Origin of the sequence: Streptococcus sp. 3874, assembly GCF_013276425.1 — a bacterium.
Lineage (GTDB): Bacteria > Bacillota > Bacilli > Lactobacillales > Streptococcaceae > Streptococcus > Streptococcus pseudopneumoniae.
Genome location: NZ_VMLA01000065.1, coordinates 1 through 16,638, shown reverse-complemented (window position 1 = coordinate 16,638; position 16,638 = coordinate 1). Strand labels below are relative to the sequence as shown.

General features: G+C 39.6%; 13 protein-coding genes and 5 pseudogenes. 14 read left to right on the top strand and 4 right to left on the bottom strand.

Annotated elements, in window-relative coordinates; all coding sequences use genetic code 11:
• The first annotated feature begins 98 nt into the window (after positions 1 to 98).
• Complete coding sequence (locus tag HT703_RS11790) at positions 99 to 533, top strand: hypothetical protein (protein WP_240150160.1); 435 nt, start codon at positions 99 to 101, stop codon at positions 531 to 533.
• Here the strand turns inward: HT703_RS11790 and HT703_RS07145 are convergent.
• The gene (locus HT703_RS07145) at positions 526 to 1,608 is read right to left on the bottom strand and encodes a DEAD/DEAH box helicase (protein WP_172929999.1); all 1,083 of its coding nucleotides are present in this window, start codon (positions 1,606 to 1,608) and stop codon (positions 526 to 528) included. The genes HT703_RS11790 and HT703_RS07145 overlap by 8 nt on opposite strands.
• The gene (locus HT703_RS07140; RefSeq protein ID WP_172929998.1) at positions 1,605 to 2,582 is read right to left on the bottom strand and encodes a Gfo/Idh/MocA family oxidoreductase; all 978 of its coding nucleotides are present in this window, start codon (positions 2,580 to 2,582) and stop codon (positions 1,605 to 1,607) included. The genes HT703_RS07145 and HT703_RS07140 overlap by 4 nt, the downstream gene beginning before the upstream one ends.
• Before the next feature lie 196 nt (positions 2,583 to 2,778).
• Between HT703_RS07140 and HT703_RS07135 the strand changes: the two are divergent.
• The 9 genes and pseudogenes from HT703_RS07135 (at position 2,779) to HT703_RS07100 (ending at position 12,425) form a co-directional block, all read left to right on the top strand.
• A pseudogene (locus tag HT703_RS07135) lies at positions 2,779 to 3,752 on the top strand (Rpn family recombination-promoting nuclease/putative transposase).
• A gap of 5 nt (positions 3,753 to 3,757) precedes the next feature.
• Positions 3,758 to 3,877 (top strand): annotated as a pseudogene (locus HT703_RS11785) (flagellar assembly protein H domain protein); the annotation flags it as partial.
• 500 nt (positions 3,878 to 4,377) lie between these two features.
• Positions 4,378 to 4,977, top strand: a pseudogene (locus HT703_RS07130) (DUF6088 family protein).
• A gap of 234 nt (positions 4,978 to 5,211) precedes the next feature.
• Positions 5,212 to 6,603 carry a peptidoglycan-N-acetylglucosamine deacetylase PgdA gene (gene pgdA, locus HT703_RS07125; protein ID WP_050208727.1) on the top strand — a complete coding sequence of 464 codons (1,392 nt, stop codon included), beginning with the start codon at positions 5,212 to 5,214 and terminating at the stop codon, positions 6,601 to 6,603.
• Positions 6,604 to 6,716: 113 nt separating this feature from the next.
• The gene (locus HT703_RS07120; protein WP_050208726.1) at positions 6,717 to 7,559 is read left to right on the top strand and encodes an aldo/keto reductase; all 843 of its coding nucleotides are present in this window, start codon (positions 6,717 to 6,719) and stop codon (positions 7,557 to 7,559) included.
• 272 nt (positions 7,560 to 7,831) lie between these two features.
• Entirely contained in the window at positions 7,832 to 8,593 is a 762-nt protein-coding gene (locus HT703_RS07115) for an elongation factor Tu (RefSeq protein ID WP_050208724.1), read from the top strand.
• Positions 8,594 to 8,960: 367 nt separating this feature from the next.
• Positions 8,961 to 9,878 carry a glycine--tRNA ligase subunit alpha gene (gene glyQ, locus HT703_RS07110; RefSeq protein WP_138705253.1) on the top strand — a complete coding sequence of 306 codons (918 nt, stop codon included), beginning with the start codon at positions 8,961 to 8,963 and terminating at the stop codon, positions 9,876 to 9,878.
• 211 nt (positions 9,879 to 10,089) lie between these two features.
• Entirely contained in the window at positions 10,090 to 12,126 is a 2,037-nt protein-coding gene (gene glyS / locus HT703_RS07105) for a glycine--tRNA ligase subunit beta (RefSeq protein ID WP_172929997.1), read from the top strand.
• Between the two features lie 41 nt (positions 12,127 to 12,167).
• Entirely contained in the window at positions 12,168 to 12,425 is a 258-nt protein-coding gene (locus HT703_RS07100; RefSeq protein ID WP_172929996.1) for a DUF896 family protein, read from the top strand.
• Positions 12,426 to 12,524: 99 nt separating this feature from the next.
• On the opposite strand, the pseudogene HT703_RS07095 reads toward HT703_RS07100, so the two are convergent.
• Positions 12,525 to 12,734, bottom strand: a pseudogene (locus tag HT703_RS07095) (FAD:protein FMN transferase); the annotation flags it as partial.
• A gap of 37 nt (positions 12,735 to 12,771) precedes the next feature.
• Between HT703_RS07095 and HT703_RS07090 the strand changes: the two are divergent.
• The 4 genes and pseudogenes from HT703_RS07090 to HT703_RS07075 all read left to right on the top strand — a co-directional run bounded on the left by HT703_RS07090 (position 12,772) and on the right by HT703_RS07075 (position 15,783).
• Positions 12,772 to 13,611 (top strand): annotated as a pseudogene (locus HT703_RS07090) (transposase family protein).
• A gap of 145 nt (positions 13,612 to 13,756) precedes the next feature.
• Positions 13,757 to 13,975 (top strand): hypothetical protein, encoded by a 219-nt coding sequence (locus HT703_RS12160; RefSeq protein ID WP_050261375.1) that lies wholly within the window; start codon positions 13,757 to 13,759, stop codon positions 13,973 to 13,975.
• A 32-nt stretch (positions 13,976 to 14,007) separates the two neighbouring features.
• Positions 14,008 to 14,595 (top strand): ABC transporter ATP-binding protein, encoded by a 588-nt coding sequence (locus HT703_RS07080; protein WP_172929995.1) that lies wholly within the window; start codon positions 14,008 to 14,010, stop codon positions 14,593 to 14,595.
• A 3-nt stretch (positions 14,596 to 14,598) separates the two neighbouring features.
• Complete coding sequence (locus tag HT703_RS07075) at positions 14,599 to 15,783, top strand: hypothetical protein (protein ID WP_172929994.1); 1,185 nt, start codon at positions 14,599 to 14,601, stop codon at positions 15,781 to 15,783.
• 351 nt (positions 15,784 to 16,134) lie between these two features.
• Here the strand turns inward: HT703_RS07075 and HT703_RS07070 are convergent.
• Positions 16,135 to 16,638, bottom strand: a 504-nt coding sequence (locus HT703_RS07070) for an IS30 family transposase (RefSeq protein WP_172929993.1), incomplete at its 5' end; no start/stop codon positions are given.

Here is a 16,638-nt window from a genome sequence, read left to right as displayed (position 1 = left end):
AATTCGATTTAGTTCCCAGAAGAACAATTATTTAAGTCAGACACTAAAAGAATCTTGCTTTGCAAGGTTCTTTTTTTCAGATATTGAACTAATACTCAATGAAAATCAAAGAGCAAACTAGGAAGCTAGCCGCAGGCTGCTCAAAACACTGTTTTGAGGTTGTAGATAAGACTGACGAAGTCAGCTCAAAACACTGTTTTGAGGTTGCAGATAGAACTGACGAAGTCAGCTCAAAACACTGTCTTGAGGTTGTAGATAAGACTGACGAAGTCAGCTCAAAACATGGTCTTGAGGTTGTAGATAGAACTGATGAAGTCAGCTTAAAACACTGTCTTGAGGTTGCAGATAGAACTGACGAAGTCAGCTCAAAACACTGTCTTGAGGTTGCAGATAAGACTGACGAAGTCAGTAACCATACATACGACAAGGCGAAGCTGACGCGGTTTGAAGAGATTTTCGAAGAGTATAAAATTGAATTGCTTATAAAAAGCTCCATACACTGGATGTGTATAGAGCGATGGGGCTTTATTTAATATAGAGTTCTTGATTTTTCAAGACAATTTCACGTACGCTCGCAAATTTCTTAAGTTTTTTAAGTTCTTCTGGATGAGTGACGAGAGTGATAACATAACCTTCCTTGCCCATACGGCCAGTACGGCCAGCACGGTGAGTGTAGGTTTCAATATCTCTAGGAATATCAAAGTTTACGACACATTCTAGGCTATCGATATCAATTCCACGAGCCAGAAGGTCAGTTGCAAGGAGTAGGGTTAGTTGCTTATCTTTAAACTTTTCTAAGATGACTTTTCTAAATTTGACATTAACATCACTAGCGAGGGAAACAGCTAATATATCCCGATACTGTAGTTTTTCCTCTGCACTTCCAAGGTCTGATAGGCTGTTAAAGAAGACCAGACCGCGGAAATCCTCCACATGAGCTAGTTTTCGTAGCATATCCACTCGGTGACGTTGGTCTACCTGCATATAGAAATGTTGGATGTTATCTAGTTTTTGGTCAGAGAGATCAATGGTACGTGTGTTTGGCGCAATCTTTTCTTGGTCAAACTTAGTCGTCGCACTCATATAGACGAGTTGGTGGTCACGCGGTGCGTAGTGAGTGATTTTCTCAACAAAGTGAATCTGAGAATCATCAAGCAATTGGTCAAATTCATCCAAGATGATGGTTTCTACATTCATCATCTTGATTTTTTTCAGTTTAATGAGTTCAAAGATACGACCAGGGGTTCCAATTAGAATTTCTGGTCCTTTTTTTAGGCGTTCAATCTGGCGTTTCTGACTTGAACCTGATAGGAAGAGTTGGGCTGTCAAACCGATAGTCTCAGCCCACGTTTTACATACATCAAAAATCTGTCCAGCAAGTTCTGTATTTGGTGCTAGAATCAAGAGTTGCTGGGCTTTTTTCTTTTGTAGTCTGAGAAGACTTGGCAGGAGATAAGCTAGGGTCTTACCAGTTCCTGTTGGGCTTACTCCTAGAAGATTTTCTCCTGCAAGAAGGGGCTCAAATAGTTGAGTTTGAATGGGGGTGAATTCCTGGAAACCGAGTTGGTCACTCAGTTCTTGCCATTCAGTCGGTAGTTTGGTTTTCATTTTTCTGCCTCAAATCTAATGCCAGCAGTCTGGCGCATGGTATATAGTAGCTCATGAACAGAGCCTGCATCATCCAGCCAATTCTGGTAGAGTGTCTGGTCTGGTTGCTGGATCATCTGTGCAAATGCAGCGACTTCCTCAGTCATCGTATGAGGAGCCTGTTGGATAGGGAGTTGGACTTGATTGCCTTGGTGGTCGATAAAAATAGCTGAGCGGATATGCTCAATCGTGTTGAGGGTCAAGGTTCCATTTGTTGTGTAAATCTCGCAAGGAAGATTGGAAGTGATGTTTTTCCCAGCCTTGATATGAACTTGATAGTCGGTGTAAAAGAGGATTCCGTCTCCGTTTAGGTCAATGCTATTGTCCAGTTGTTGAGCCTGATAGGTTGCGTCCTGAGCTTTTCCAAAGAGTCGAACGGCAGCGTAGAGAGGATAAATCCCCAAATCCATAAGAGCTCCACCAGCAAAACGGTCTGAAAAGACATTTGGTGTCTCCCCAGCCAACAAGTTAGGCATTTTGGAAGAATACTTGGCATAGTTGAAATCTGCTCCCAAAATCTGTTTGTCTGCTAAAAAGTTTTTGATAGTAGTAAAAGCTTTTTCATGGTAATTGCGAGCTGCTTCGAAGATAAAGCAGTGATTTTTCTCAGCTGTATGTCTCAAATCTAGCCATTCTTGTGGATGAGTGACAGCTGGCTTTTCAAGAATGACGTGTTTACCAGCAGACAAGGTAGCCTTTGCCTGAGCAAAATGCAAGGAGTTTGGACTGGCAATATAGACTACATCGAAGGAGCTCTTGAAGAAGTCTTCTAATTGATCAAATAGTTGGATATCCTGATAGCGAGAAGCAAAGGTTGCTGCGGCTTCAAGTTTCCTAGAATAGACTGCGACCAGCTGGTATTTCCCACTAGCATGGGCTGCTTCTATGAAGTGGTGGCTGATATCGCCAGTGCCAATGATACCTAATTTAAGCATAAATACTCCTTTTCTGATTTTAAATCCTTCTTTCATTATAACATAGATAGACGGGACTATCCAACAGAGGGGAAAAATTTCAAATAAGCGATTAGCTTTCTTCTGAAGAAAAGCTTTCTTTTACGAATAAATAGATAGAAGCATCAAATCTAGTAAATTAGATTAAAAAATGTGCTATAATAGAAGGAGGAGAAGGATGATTTTAAGACATCCGGGTATCAGCCCAACTAATGACTTGGTTGCTAAGAAAATTTTCAGTAACCCAGAAATCACTTGTCAATTTATTCGCGATATGCTGGACTTGCCAGCCAAAAATGTAACCATTTTAGAGGGAAGTAATATTCATGTCTTGCCTTCTTTACCCTACTCGGCGCAGGATTTCTATACCAGTATAGACGTCTTGGCGGAGTTGGATAATGGCACTCAAGTAATCATTGAAATCCAAGTCCATCATCAGAATTTTTTCATCAATCGTTTATGGGCTTACCTGTGCAGTCAGGTCCATCAAAATCTTGAAAAATTCGCCAGCAAGAAGGCAATACTCACCAGAGCTACAAACACATCGCACCAGTATACGCTATTGCAATTGTGGATAGTAATTATTTTCAAGATGATTTGGCTTTCCACAGTTTTAGCATGCGAGAGGACACGACAGGTGAGGTCTTAACCATCACAAATAACGGTCAGGAAAACCATCTGGTTCAGATGGCTTTCTTGGAACTAAAAAAATACAGAGAAACCAGCAAAGACAAGGTTCGTAAACCATGGTTAGAGTTTTTCGGGAATAAACCCTTTACCCAGCAGCCCGAGCGAGCCATCAGCCAAGCAGATCAACTGCTGGACTACAAGAGCTGGTCCGAGGAGGATAAGAAAATGTTTAGTGAACAACGCAGGCGAGAAGAACAAGCCATGTTAGCACAGGACTATGCCTTAGAAACTGCTAGGGCGGAAGGAATTGAACAAGGACTGGAGCGCGGTCTTGAACGTGGGCGAGCTGAGGGCATTGAACAGGGAATTGAACGTGGACGAGCTGAAGGCATCGAACAGGGATTAAAAGTAAGTTTAGCAAATCTAGTTCGTCAAGGTCTTCTAACACCTGAGGTTGCGAGTGAGCAATTAGGCATGACTGTGGCTGAGTTTGAAGAACTATTGAAAGAGCATCATAAATAAGACCTAAAAAATACAGAGAAACCAGCAAAGACGAGGTTCGCAAGCCGTGGTTGGATTTTTTTGGCAACAAGCCCTTTACCCAGCAACCCGAGCGAGCCATCAGCCAAGTAGACCAACTGCTGGATTAAAAATTAGGAAATATCGTGTAGAAAATAGTAACAGATTTTATCTCTTTGTGGGATGAAGTCTGTTTTTTTGTATGATGGGCAGGTCCTACATCTGAGTGGCAAGTTCTCCGTAGGTATCCGCTATTGGTTAATGCATAGCATATCTGAATGAAATAAGAACTAAACAAATCAGTCAGGAAAGTCAAAGTAATTTCTATTATAGTAGATTGAAACTAGAATAGTGCGCCTCTACTTCTAAAACATTGTTAGAAATCAATTTGACTGTCCTGATCGAATCGTCCTATTCTTATTTCATTTTACAATATAAAAGAAATAAATACGGCTGACTATCATGATTTTTATAATCAAGCTATTACTGAAATAAGAAATGGGATAAAAATGGATAGAGATGTTACATAAGAAATTGTAAGAGGTCTGTTCCCTCTTGATAAAATGACTCTCATTTGACTTTTTGCACCAAAAATAGCATCATATTCGGTGCAAAGGAGGCGTGATAGATGAACGATAAGCAGGAAATAGTAAACAGGATAGAAAATTTTGAATCGAATCAAGTTTTTATAGCAAATGATTTCTTTGAAATTGTAGGATATGAAACTGTTCGTAGTACATTAAATCGTCTTGTAAAAGACAAAAAGGTTACTCGCATTTTGAAAGGTATTTATTATAAACCAAAATATATAGAACTGATTGGAGAGTATGCAATGGCCTCTGTGGATGAAGTTGCTGATGCTATTGCTAGAAAATATCATTGAACCATTGCTCCATCGGGAAACACAGCCCTTAATTTACTTGGTTTATCTACGCAGGTACCAGCAAAATGGATCTATATATCAGATGGAAGATATGCCAGTTTTAATGTTGGTAAGGCAAGAATAGAATTTAAGCATAGAAATAATGGAGATATTTCAAATATGTCAACCTTAACTGCAATGGTGATACAATCTGTCAAGGCAATGGGGAAAGAGAACATTACTTCTCAGCAGATTGACTACTTACGGAAAAAATTATCTGAAGAAGAAAAGTCAACATTACTAGCTGAAGGTAAAACTACAAGTGTCTGGGTATATAGTATTATCAAGAAAATATCAGAGGTATAGGGATGTTTGAGGATAAATCGACTGGGAAAAATAAATCAATTTCTCAGAATGTTTTTAGAAGTGACGGTGTCTATTCTAGCTTCAATCTACTAGAAATTCCATAGATAGAAAACTAGATGGTTCCTACAGATAGGGCTGATCTAGTTGATGTGAGATGCTTTGGCTTGCTAGAGGAATTGTGGAATGCCAAACTGTATCATTGAAATTATTGCTTAAATTTGTTATGATATAAATATGAATAAAAGTAGACTGGGACGTGGCAGACACGGGAAAAAGAGACATATATTATTGGCTTTGATTGGTATCTTAGCAATTTCTATTTGCCTATTAGGCGGATTTATTGCTTTTAAGATCTACCAGCAAAAAAGTTTTGAGCAAAAGATTGAATCGCTCAAAAAAGAGAAAGATGATCAATTGAGTGAGGGAAATCAGAAGGAGCATTTTCGTCAGGGGCAAGCCGAAGTGATTGCCTATTATCCTCTCCAAGGGGAGAAAGTGATTTCCTCTGTTAGGGAGTTGATAAATCAAGATGTTAAGGACAAGCTAGAAAGTAAGGACAATCTTGTTTTCTACTATACAGAGCAAGAAGAGTCAGGTTTAAAGGGAGTCGTTAATCGTAATGTGACCAAACAAATCTATGATTTAGTTGCTTTTAAGGTTGAAGAGACTGAAAAGACCAGTCTAGGAAAGGTTCACTTAACAGAAGATGGGCAACCTTTTACACTTGACCAACTGTTTTCAGATGCTAGTAAGGCTAAGGAACAGCTGATAAAAGAGTTGACCTCCTTCATAGAGGATAAAAAAATAGAGCAAGACCAGAGTGAGCAGATTGTAAAAAACTTCTCTGACCAAGACTTGTCTGCATGGAATTTTGATTACAAGGATAGTCAGATTATCCTTTATCCAAGTCCTGTGGTTGAAAATTTAGAAGAGATAGCCTTGCCAGTATCTGCTTTCTTTGATGTTATCCAATCTTCGTACTTACTCGAAAAAGATGCGGCCTTGTACCAATCTTACTTTGATAAGAAATATCAAAAAGTTGTCGCTCTAACCTTTGATGATGGTCCAAATCCAGCAACGACCCCGCAGGTATTAGAGACCCTAGCTAAATATGATATTAAAGCGACTTTCTTTGTGCTTGGGAAAAATGTTTCTGGGAATGAGGACTTGGTGAAGAGGATAAAATCTGAAGGTCATGTTGTTGGAAACCATAGTTGGAGCCATCCGATTCTCTCGCAACTCTCTCTTGATGAAGCTAAAAAGCAGATTACTGATACTGAGGATGTGCTAACTAAAGTGCTGGGTTCTAGTTCTAAACTCATGCGTCCACCTTATGGTGCTATTACAGATGATATTCGCAATAGCTTGGATTTGAGCTTTATCATGTGGGATGTGGATAGTCTGGACTGGAAGAGTAAAAATGAAGCATCTATTTTGACAGAAATTCAGCATCAAGTAGCTAACGGCTCTATCGTTTTGATGCATGATATTCACAGTCCGACAGTCAATGCCTTGCCAAGGGTCATTGAGTATTTGAAAAATCAAGGTTATACCTTTGTGACCATACCAGAGATGCTCAATACTCGCCTAAAAGCTCATGAGCTGTACTATAGTCGTGATGAATAAGCAAGAAAAAATAGGTCTGTTAGATATTTGACAGACTTATTTTTTACAGAAGATAGTACTACTTAAAAAATGTTTTATGCTATAATTGATGAATAAAATAGAAGGAGAAGCATATGAATACCTATCAATTAAATAATGGAGTAGAAATTCCAGTATTGGGATTTGGAACTTTTAAGGCTAAGAATGGGGAAGAAGCTTATCGTGCAGTGTTAGAGGCCTTAAAGGCTGGTTATCGTCATATTGATACGGCGGCGATTTATCAGAATGAAGAAAGTGTTGGTCAAGCAATCAAAGATAGCGGAGTTCCACGAGAGGAATTGTTCGTAACTACCAAGCTGTGGAATAGCCAACAAACCTATGAGCAAGCTCGTCAGGCTTTTGCAGAGTCTTTAGCGAAGTTGGGCTTGGATTATTTGGATCTGTATTTGATTCATTGGCCAAATCCAAAACCGCTTAGAGAAAATGACGCATGGAAAATCCGAAATGCTGAGGTCTGGAGAGCGATGGAAGACCTCTATCAAGAAGGCAAGATCCGTGCTATCGGCGTTAGCAATTTTCTTCCCCATCATTTGGATGCCTTGCTTGAAACTGCAACTATCGTTCCTGCGGTCAATCAAGTTCGCTTGGCGCCAGGTGTGTATCAAGATCAAGTCGTAGCTTACTGTCGTGAAAAGGGAATTTTATTGGAAGCTTGGGGGCCTTTTGGACAAGGAGAACTGTTTGATAGCAAGCAAGTCCAAGAAATAGCAGCAAATCACGGAAAGTCTGTTGCTCAGATAGCCTTGGCCTGGAGCTTGGCAGAAGGATTTCTACCACTTCCAAAATCTGTCATAACCTCTCGTATTCAAGCTAATCTTGATTGCTTTGGAATTGAACTGAGTCATGAGGAGAGAGAAACCTTAAAAACGATTGCTGTTCAATCGGGTGCTCCACGAGTTGATGATGTGGATTTCTAGAAAATCATAAAAAGAATTGTACATTATTCTAATTTTTGATATAATAGTCAGCAGGAAAGAAAGTCTTATGGCGTTCTTCAAGCGAGCTTGGGATAGTGGGAGCCAAGTAGGGCAAAATAAAGTGCTGGCGCTTTCTGTAGTATTTTCAAAAACAATGAAGTAATAAATTAGGGTGGAACCGCGTTTCTGACGCCCCTAGGTTAAATCAACCTAGGATTGTTGGACGCGGTTCTTTTGCTTATTCAGTCTATTGTGTGAAAGAAAGGAGAGACGTGGAAAACCTTTATCTTGTAAAAGACGATAGTCAACTAGCTACATTTCGTGATTTTGTAGTAAGAAATACTGAAAAGTTGAAAGATTATCAATCTTTTTTAAAGAATGAACTTGCAGTCTGTGATTTACCGCAAGCCGTTATTTGGTCAGATTTTAATGCTGCTACACAGATTATTAGGGAAAGCGCTGTTCCAGCCTATACAAATAATAGACGAATGGTTATGACGCCTGATTTAGCTGTTTGGAAAGAGTTATATTTGTATCAGTTGATGGACTACAAGTGTTCTCAGCAAACTCAAGCAATAGAAAGTCACTATCATTCTTTATCTGAAAATTTCCTCTTACAGATTGTAGGACATGAGCTAGCTCATTGGTCGGAGCATTTTTTAGATGATTTTGATGGTTACGACTCTTATATCTGGTTCGAAGAGGGGATGGTTGAATATATTAGTCGCAAGTATTTCTTGACAGAAGAGGAATTTCAAGCGGAAAAAAATTGTAATCAATCTCTCGTAGAACTTTTTCAGAAGAAGTATGGTTGGCATTCACTGAATGATTTTGGTTCTTCGACTTATGATAAGAACTATGCAAGTATTTTTTATGAATACTGGCGCAGCTTTTTGACAGTAGATAAGTTGGTAGAGAATCTAGGTAGTGTACAAGCGGTCTTCGATTCTTATCATCTATGGGCAAATACAGATAAAACTCTTCCCTTGTTAAATTGGTTTGTTCAGCAGAAATTAATTGAAAAAGAAATATAAAAACTAAAGGAGTAAACAATGTCTAAGAAATTAACATTTTACTGCGTCAGTGGCAGAAACCTCCTTACAGTCGGACTGCTCCACGCTCAGCACTAGAGTGCTTGAGCTAGACGCAGTACTAACTCGTCTTGCCTCGTATGATTGACGAGGCAGACTCGTGTCGCAAGTAATTTATATAAAAAGGAGTAAATAATGTCTAAAAAATTGACTTTCCACTGCGTCAGTGGCAGAAACCTCCTTCAGTCGGACTGCCCCACGCTCAGCACTAGAGTGCCTGAGCTAGACGCAGTACTAACTCGTCTTGCCTCGTATAATCGACGAGGCAGACTCGTGTCGCAAGAAATCATTTTTTATTAAGGAGTATTCAATGTCTAAGAAATTAACATTTCAAGAAATTATTTTGACTTTGCAACAATTTTGGAATGACCAAAGTTGTATGCTCATGCAGGCTTATGACAATGAAAAAGGTGCGGGAACCATGAGTCCTTACACTTTCCTTCGAGCTATCGGACCTGAGCCATGGAATGCGGCTTATGTAGAGCCATCACGTCGTCCTGCTGACGGTCGTTACGGGGAAAACCCAAACCGTCTTTACCAACACCACCAATTCCAAGTGGTCATGAAGCCATCTCCATCAAACATCCAAGAACTTTACCTTGAATCTTTGGAAAAATTGGGAATCAATCCTTTGGAGCACGATATTCGTTTCGTTGAGGATAACTGGGAAAATCCATCGACTGGATCTGCAGGTCTCGGTTGGGAAGTTTGGCTTGATGGGATGGAAATCACCCAGTTCACTTATTTCCAACAAGTCGGTGGATTGGCAACCGGCCCTGTGACTGCGGAAGTTACCTATGGTTTGGAGCGCTTGGCTTCTTATATTCAGGAAGTGGATTCTGTCTATGATATTGAGTGGGCCGATGGTGTAAAATACGGAGAAATCTTTATCCAGCCTGAGTACGAACACTCAAAATATTCATTTGAAATTTCAGATCAAGAAATGTTGCTTGAAAATTTTGATAAGTTTGAAAAAGAGGCTGGTCGTGCATTAGAAGAAGGCTTAGTTCACCCTGCCTATGACTATGTTCTCAAATGTTCACATACCTTTAACCTGCTTGATGCGCGTGGTGCCGTATCTGTAACAGAGCGCGCAGGCTATATCGCTCGTATCCGTAACTTGGCCCGTGTCGTAGCCAAAACCTTTGTCGCAGAACGCAAACGCCTAGGCTACCCACTTTTAGATGAAGCAACAAGAGCTAAACTCTTAGCAGAAGACGCAGAATAAAGAGAGTGACAAATTACGAAAATGGGCGAACAGAGTGAGCCCTGAGCCAGTTGCCGCAGTGATGAAGGTATCCTTAGTGAAACTAAGGATACTAGGCAAAATTGGAGACTTTTGGCTCCAATTTTAGCAATGAAACAACGAAGTTGGTTGCTTGCATGCCAATCACATAAGGCAAACTGGAAAATAAAAAGATACTTTTCGGAGAAAAAACATGACAAAAAACTTATTAGTAGAACTCGGTCTTGAAGAATTACCAGCCTATGTTGTCACACCAAGTGAAAAACAACTAGGCGAAAAAATGGCAGCCTTCCTCAAGGAAAACCGCCTGTCTTTTGAAGCCGTTCAAACCTTCTCAACACCACGTCGTTTGGCTGTTCGTGTAACTGGTCTTGCAGACAAACAGGCTGATTTGACAGAAGATTTTAAGGGGCCAGCAAAGAAAATTGCCTTGGATAGTGATGGAAACTTCACCAAAGCAGCTCAAGGATTTGTCCGTGGAAAAGGCTTGACTGTTGAAGATATCGAATTCCGTGAAATCAAGGGTGAAGAATATGTCTATGTCACTAAGGAGGAAGTTGGTCAAGCAGTTGAAGCCATTGTTCCTGGTGTTGTAGATGTCTTGAAGTCATTGACTTTCCCTGTCAGCATGCACTGGGCTGGAAATAGCTTTGAATACATTCGTCCTGTTCACACTTTAACAGTTCTTTTAGATGAAGAAGAGTTTGATTTGGATTTCCTTGATATTAGGGGAGAGCGTGTGAGCCGTGGCCATCGTTTCTTGGGACAAGAAACCAAGATTCAGTCAGCCTTGAGCTATGAAGAAGACCTTCGTCGTCAGTTTGTAATTGCAGATCCACGTGAACGTGAGCAAATGATTGTTGACCAAATCAAGGCAATCGAAGCTGAGCATGGTGTAGGTATCGAGATTGACGCTGATTTGCTGAATGAAGTCTTGAATTTGGTTGAATACCCAACTGCCTTTATGGGAAGTTTTGATGCTAAATACCTTGAAGTTCCAGAAGAAGTTTTGGTGACTTCAATGAAGGAACACCAACGTTACTTTGTTGTCCGTGATCAAGATGGTAAACTCTTGCCAAACTTCATTTCTGTTCGTAACGGAAACGCAGAACATTTGGAAAATGTCATCAAAGGAAATGAAAAAGTCTTGGTAGCCCGCTTGGAAGACGGAGAATTCTTCTGGCGTGAAGACCAAAAATTGGTGATTTCTGACCTTGTTGAAAAATTAAACAATGTGACTTTCCACGAGAAGATTGGTTCCCTTCGTGAACACATGATTCGTACGGGTCAAATCGCTGTACTTTTGGCAGAAAAAGCAGGTTTATCAGCGGATGAAACAGTTGACCTAGCTCGTGCAGCAGCCATTTACAAGTTTGACTTGTTGACAGGTATGGTTGGTGAATTTGACGAGCTCCAAGGAATTATGGGGGAGAAATATGCCCTTCTTGCTGGTGAAACTCCAGCAGTGGCAGCTGCTATTCGGGAACACTACATGCCTACATCTGCTGACGGCGATCTTCCAGTGAGCAAGGTCGGTGCAGTACTTGCTATTGCAGACAAATTAGATACGATTTTAAGTTTCTTCTCAGTAGGTTTGATCCCATCAGGTTCTAATGACCCTTATGCCCTTCGTCGTGCAACGCAAGGTGTAGTTCGTATCTTGGATGCCTTTGGTTGGCACATTGCTATGGACGAGCTGATTGATAGCCTTTATGCTCTAACATTTGACAGCTTGACTTATGAAAATAAAGCAGAAGTTATGGACTTTATCAAGGCTCGTGTTGATAAGATGATGGGTTCTACTCCAAAAGACATCAAGGAAGCAGTTCTTGCAGGTTCAAACTTTGTTGTGGCAGATATGTTGGAAGCAGCAAGTGCTCTCGTAGAAGTAAGCAAGGAAGAAGATTTTAAACCATCTGTTGAATCACTTTCTCGTGCCTTTAACCTGGCTGAGAAGGCAGAAGGGGTTGCTACGGTTGATTCAGCACTATTTGAGAATGACCAAGAAAAAGCTTTGGCAGAAGCAGTAGAAACACTCGTTTTATCAGGACCTGCAAGTCAGCAATTGAAACAACTCTTTGCGCTTAGCCCAGTCATTGATGCTTTCTTTGAAAATACTATGGTAATGGCTGAAGATCAGGCTGTCCGTCAAAATCGTTTGGCAATCTTGTCACAACTAACCAAGAAAGCAGCTAAGTTTGCTTGTTTTAACCAAATTAACACTAAATAAAATTTGATAAACGGACTTTATCTTATTACAGAGGAGAAGAAATGGATCCGAAAAAAATTGCTCGTATCAATGAGCTTGCTAAAAAGAAAAAAACAGAAGGCTTAACACCAGAAGAAAAAGTGGAACAAGCCAAACTACGTGAGGAGTACATCGAAGGTTATCGTCGCGCTGTTCGTCACCACATTGAAGGAATCAAAATTGTGGACGAAGAAGGAAACGATGTTACACCAGAAAAACTACGCCAAGCCCAACGTGAAAAAGGATTACATGGCCGTAGTCTTGATGACCCAAATTCATAATATGTATTCTTTCTTTTTTAAAACTAAATGACTATAACATGAGATTTCCTTTCTCTTTTTACATAATACAATTTTAAAACTCCATTGAAACAGTTGTCTTTATAGAGTAGGAATTCCTGAAGAACAGCTTAGGTGACCTTCTTTATCGATGAGGATGGCTTCGATGCCCTCAAAACTTTCGACTTGCCAGAGGATAGAAGCATGTCTTTCTCCAAAGAGTCGAGTCGTTCAGATTTCGCCATCGACTGATTTATCAGAGATGATTGTTAGACTCGCTAGTTCCGTTTCAACAGGATATCCTGTTTGATTAGACTTCCTGCGAAACAATATATGGTAGAATAGTTCTATGAATTATGAAGCAAGTAAACAACTAACTGATGCACAATTTAAGCGCCTTGTTGGTATTCAGCGTACCACTTTTGAAGAGATGTTAGCTGTATTAAAAAGAGCTTATCAAGGTAAACACGCAAAAGGGGGACGAAAACCTAAATTAAGCCTAGAAGACCTTCTTATGGTCACTCTTCAATATGTGCGAGAATATCGAACTTATGAACAAATTGCGGCTGATTTTGGTATTCACGAAAGCAACTTAATCCGTCGGAGCCAATGGGTTGAAGTAACTTTTGTTCAAAGTGGTTTTACGGTTTCAAGAACTCCTCTTAGTTCTGAGAACACGGTAATGATTGATGCGACGGAAGTAAAAATCAATCGCCCTAAAAAAAAAGAATTAGCGAATTATTCTGGTAAAAAGAAATGCCACGCTATGAAGGCTCAAGCGATTGTCACAAGTCAAGGGAGAATTGTTTCTTTGGAGATCACTGTGAACTATTGTCATGATATGAAGTTGTTCAAAATGAGTCGCACGCAAACTCCACGTAAATCCAGCAAACTCAAGCTGCTAACAGCTGAAGATAAAGCCTGTAACCATGCGCTATCTAAGGAGAGAATCAAGGTTGAGAATATTTTTGACAGAGTATAGTAGATTGAAACTAGAATAGTACACCTCTACTTCTAAAACATTGTTAGAAATCGATTTGACTGTCTTGATCGATTTGTCCTGTTCTTATTTCATTTCTCTATAAAAACGTTTAAAATGTTTTCAACAACCTATCGAAATCATCGTAAACGCTTCGGATTACGAATGAATTTGATTGCTGGTATTATCAATCATGAACTAGGATTCTAGTTTTGCAGGAAGTCTAGTAGTAAAATAAACTAAAAATCTGTTGCATAATAATGATAAAAACGATATAATGAAAGCGTCTTCGATATTGATGATATAAAATCATTAAAAATTAGCAAAAATCGTTTAATTAGTTAGTTTATAATCTATTGGTCTTCTTCAGTCCAGTGTATCTGCTAAGACCGTTCTTAAAAGTTATCGCTATGATTGGAATACCTACTATAGGTATAGTATGAATTACCACAGATATGGATATATTGTCATTCCGGAATGGTCTCGTTATTATAGCTATTCTGAGTATAAAGTTGGCGGAGGCTGGAACTACGATCGTTATGAGGTAGTAAACCATTACAAAGGAGGCTATTGATCCTTAAAGAGTGAGAAAAAGGAGGACTGGATATGTTACAGCTTACTCATGTGACCTTAAAAACGCGACAAGTCATCTTACAAGATGTAGATTTCACCTTTGAAAAGGGCAGTATTTATGGCGTTCTTGCTATCAATGGCTCTGGAAAGACGACACTATTCCGCGCCATTAGCAACTTAATCCCCATAAGTAGTGGAAATATCGCAGTCTCTCCTTCTTTATTTTATTATGAGAGTGTTGAATGGCTGGATGGAAACTTAAGTGGGATGGACTATCTTCGCCTTATAAAAAGCATCTGGAAGTCAGACCTGAACTTGAGGGATGAAATCGCCTACTGGGAAATGTCTGACTATATCAGCCTTCCCATTCGCAAGTATTCCCTAGGCATGAAGCAACGCTTGGTGATTGCCATGTATTTCCTCAGTCAGGCCAAATGCTGGCTTATGGATGAGATTACAAATGGCTTAGATGAGTATTATCGACAGAAGTTTTTTGATAGGCTGGCACAAATCGATAGACAAGAGCAGCTGGTTCTTTTAAGTTCCCACTATAAGGAAGAGTTGGTTGATGTCTGCGATAGAGTAGTAACCATTCATCAGGGGCAGATAGAAGAGGTTTAGTTTATGAAAGATGTTAGTCTATTTTTATTGAAAAAAGTTTTCAAAAGTCGTTTAAACTGGATTATCTTACTTTTATTTGCATCTGTACTCGGTGTTACCTTTTATTTAAATAGTCAGACTGCAAACTCACACAGCTTGGAGAGCAGGTTGGAAAGTCGCATTGCAGCCAACGAGAGGGCTATCAATGAAAATGAAGAGAAACTCTCCCAAATGTCTGATACCAGCTCGGAGGAATACCAGTTTGCTAAAAATAATTTAGACGTGCAAAAAAATCTTTTGACGCGAAAGACAGAAATTCTGACTTTATTAAAAGAAGGGCGCTGGAAAGAGGCCTACTATCTGCAGTGGCAAGATGAAGAGAAGAATTATGAATTTGTATCAAATGACCCGACTGCTAGCTCTGGCTTAAAAATGGGGGTTGACCGCGAACGGAAGATTTACCAAGCCCTGTATCCCTTGAACATAAAAGCACATACTTTGGAGTTTCCGACCCACGGGATTGATCAGATTGTCTGGATTTTAGAGGTTATCATCCCAAGCTTGTTTGTGGTTGCTATTATTTTTATGCTAACACAACTATTTGCAGAAAGATATCAAAATCATCTGGACACAGCTCACTTATATCCTGTTTCAAAAGTGACATTTGCAATATCCTCTCTTGGAGTTGGAGTGGGATATGTAACTGTGCTGTTTATCGGAATCTGTGGCTTTTCTTTTCTAGTGGGAAGTCTGATAAGTGGTTTTGGACAGTTAGATTATCCCTACCCAATTTATAGCTTAGTGAATCAAGAAGTAACTATTGGGAAAATACAAGATGTATTATTTCCTGGCTTGCTCTTAGCTTTCTTAGCCTTTATCGTCATTGTGGAAGTTGTGTACTTGATTGCTTACTTTTTCAAGCAAAAAATGCCTGTCCTCTTTCTTTCACTCATTGGGATTGTTGGCTTATTGTTTGGCATCCAAACCATTCAGCCTCTTCAAAGGATTGCACATCTGATTCCCTTTACTTACTTGCGTTCAGTGGAGATTTTATCTGGAAGATTATCTAAGCAGATTGATAATGTCGATCTAAATTGGAGCATGGGGATGGTCTTATTTCCTTGCTTGATTATCCTTTTGTTAGTGGGGATTTTATTTATCGAAAGATGGGGAAATTCACGTAAAAGGGAAGTTTTTAATAGATTCTAGCATTTCTATACGGAAAATAAGTAAAAACTAATATAGAGAGGGAATCAACTTGGTTCTCTCTTTTTGATGTGGAAACCAAGCCAAAATACAATGAAAGTTCTATAATGAAGTTAGCCACCCAGCCCTCCTAAAAATTAGATGTTTCAACTAGCTTATAGCTAGCCCTCGATTTCATTTGATAAGAGGCTTGATGCTGTTAGGATGACAAGCCAAGGCTAAGATTAGCCTTGGTTTAGCTGACAAAACTGCTTCAAGGGTTCCTCTTGTCAAATGAAAGCTCTTCTAGGCATAAGAAAACACCTCTGTGTTATACTTGTTGTTCAATCACAAACGCCAAATTTCAAGTTCAAGTTAGCCATGAAGAATAAATTCTCTGGGTGATTTGTAGTTCAAGCATTTTTTAGGATAGTTATTAATCCAATTTTCGATGAATGCGACTTCTTTGGGAGTCGTTTTCTTAGTTCCCTTAGGTAACCATCTCCGAATAAGCCTGTTGTGATTCTCATTAGTTCCCCTTTCCCAAGAGGCATAGGGGTGCGCATAATAGATATGTTCCTCAGAAAATACATCAGACAAGCGGTTAAATTCTGTACCATTATCTGCCGTGATGGAAAGAATCTGATGTTGTTTTAAGATGAGTTTTAAAGCCTGATTGACCGCCTCAGCACTTTTATTTGGAATCAATCGGATAATTTGATGCCTAGTCCTTCGATCAGTTAAGACCAGTAAACAATAATTTTTCACCCTTGTAAGCAGAACCGTATCAATCTCATAATGCCCATTCTCCAATCGCAGATTGATAGCTTCAGGACGCTGTTCGATAGATTGACCAGGGGGGTTAAAATTGGTGCTAGC

What these genes read in the sequence shown, in the direction of transcription:
- HT703_RS11790 (WP_240150160.1), top strand. Translation starts at nt 99, where the DNA reads ATGAAAATCAAAGAGCAAACTAGGAAGCTAGCCGCAGGCTGCTCAAAA.
- HT703_RS07145 (WP_172929999.1), bottom strand. Translation starts at nt 1,608, where the DNA reads ATGAAAACCAAACTACCGACTGAATGGCAAGAACTGAGTGACCAACTC.
- HT703_RS07140 (WP_172929998.1), bottom strand. Translation starts at nt 2,582, where the DNA reads ATGCTTAAATTAGGTATCATTGGCACTGGCGATATCAGCCACCACTTC.
- pgdA (WP_050208727.1), top strand. Translation starts at nt 5,212, where the DNA reads ATGAATAAAAGTAGACTGGGACGTGGCAGACACGGGAAAAAGAGACAT.
- HT703_RS07120 (WP_050208726.1), top strand. Translation starts at nt 6,717, where the DNA reads ATGAATACCTATCAATTAAATAATGGAGTAGAAATTCCAGTATTGGGA.
- glyQ (WP_138705253.1), top strand. Translation starts at nt 8,961, where the DNA reads ATGTCTAAGAAATTAACATTTCAAGAAATTATTTTGACTTTGCAACAA.
- glyS (WP_172929997.1), top strand. Translation starts at nt 10,090, where the DNA reads ATGACAAAAAACTTATTAGTAGAACTCGGTCTTGAAGAATTACCAGCC.
- HT703_RS07100 (WP_172929996.1), top strand. Translation starts at nt 12,168, where the DNA reads ATGGATCCGAAAAAAATTGCTCGTATCAATGAGCTTGCTAAAAAGAAA.
- HT703_RS07080 (WP_172929995.1), top strand. Translation starts at nt 14,008, where the DNA reads ATGTTACAGCTTACTCATGTGACCTTAAAAACGCGACAAGTCATCTTA.
- HT703_RS07075 (WP_172929994.1), top strand. Translation starts at nt 14,599, where the DNA reads ATGAAAGATGTTAGTCTATTTTTATTGAAAAAAGTTTTCAAAAGTCGT.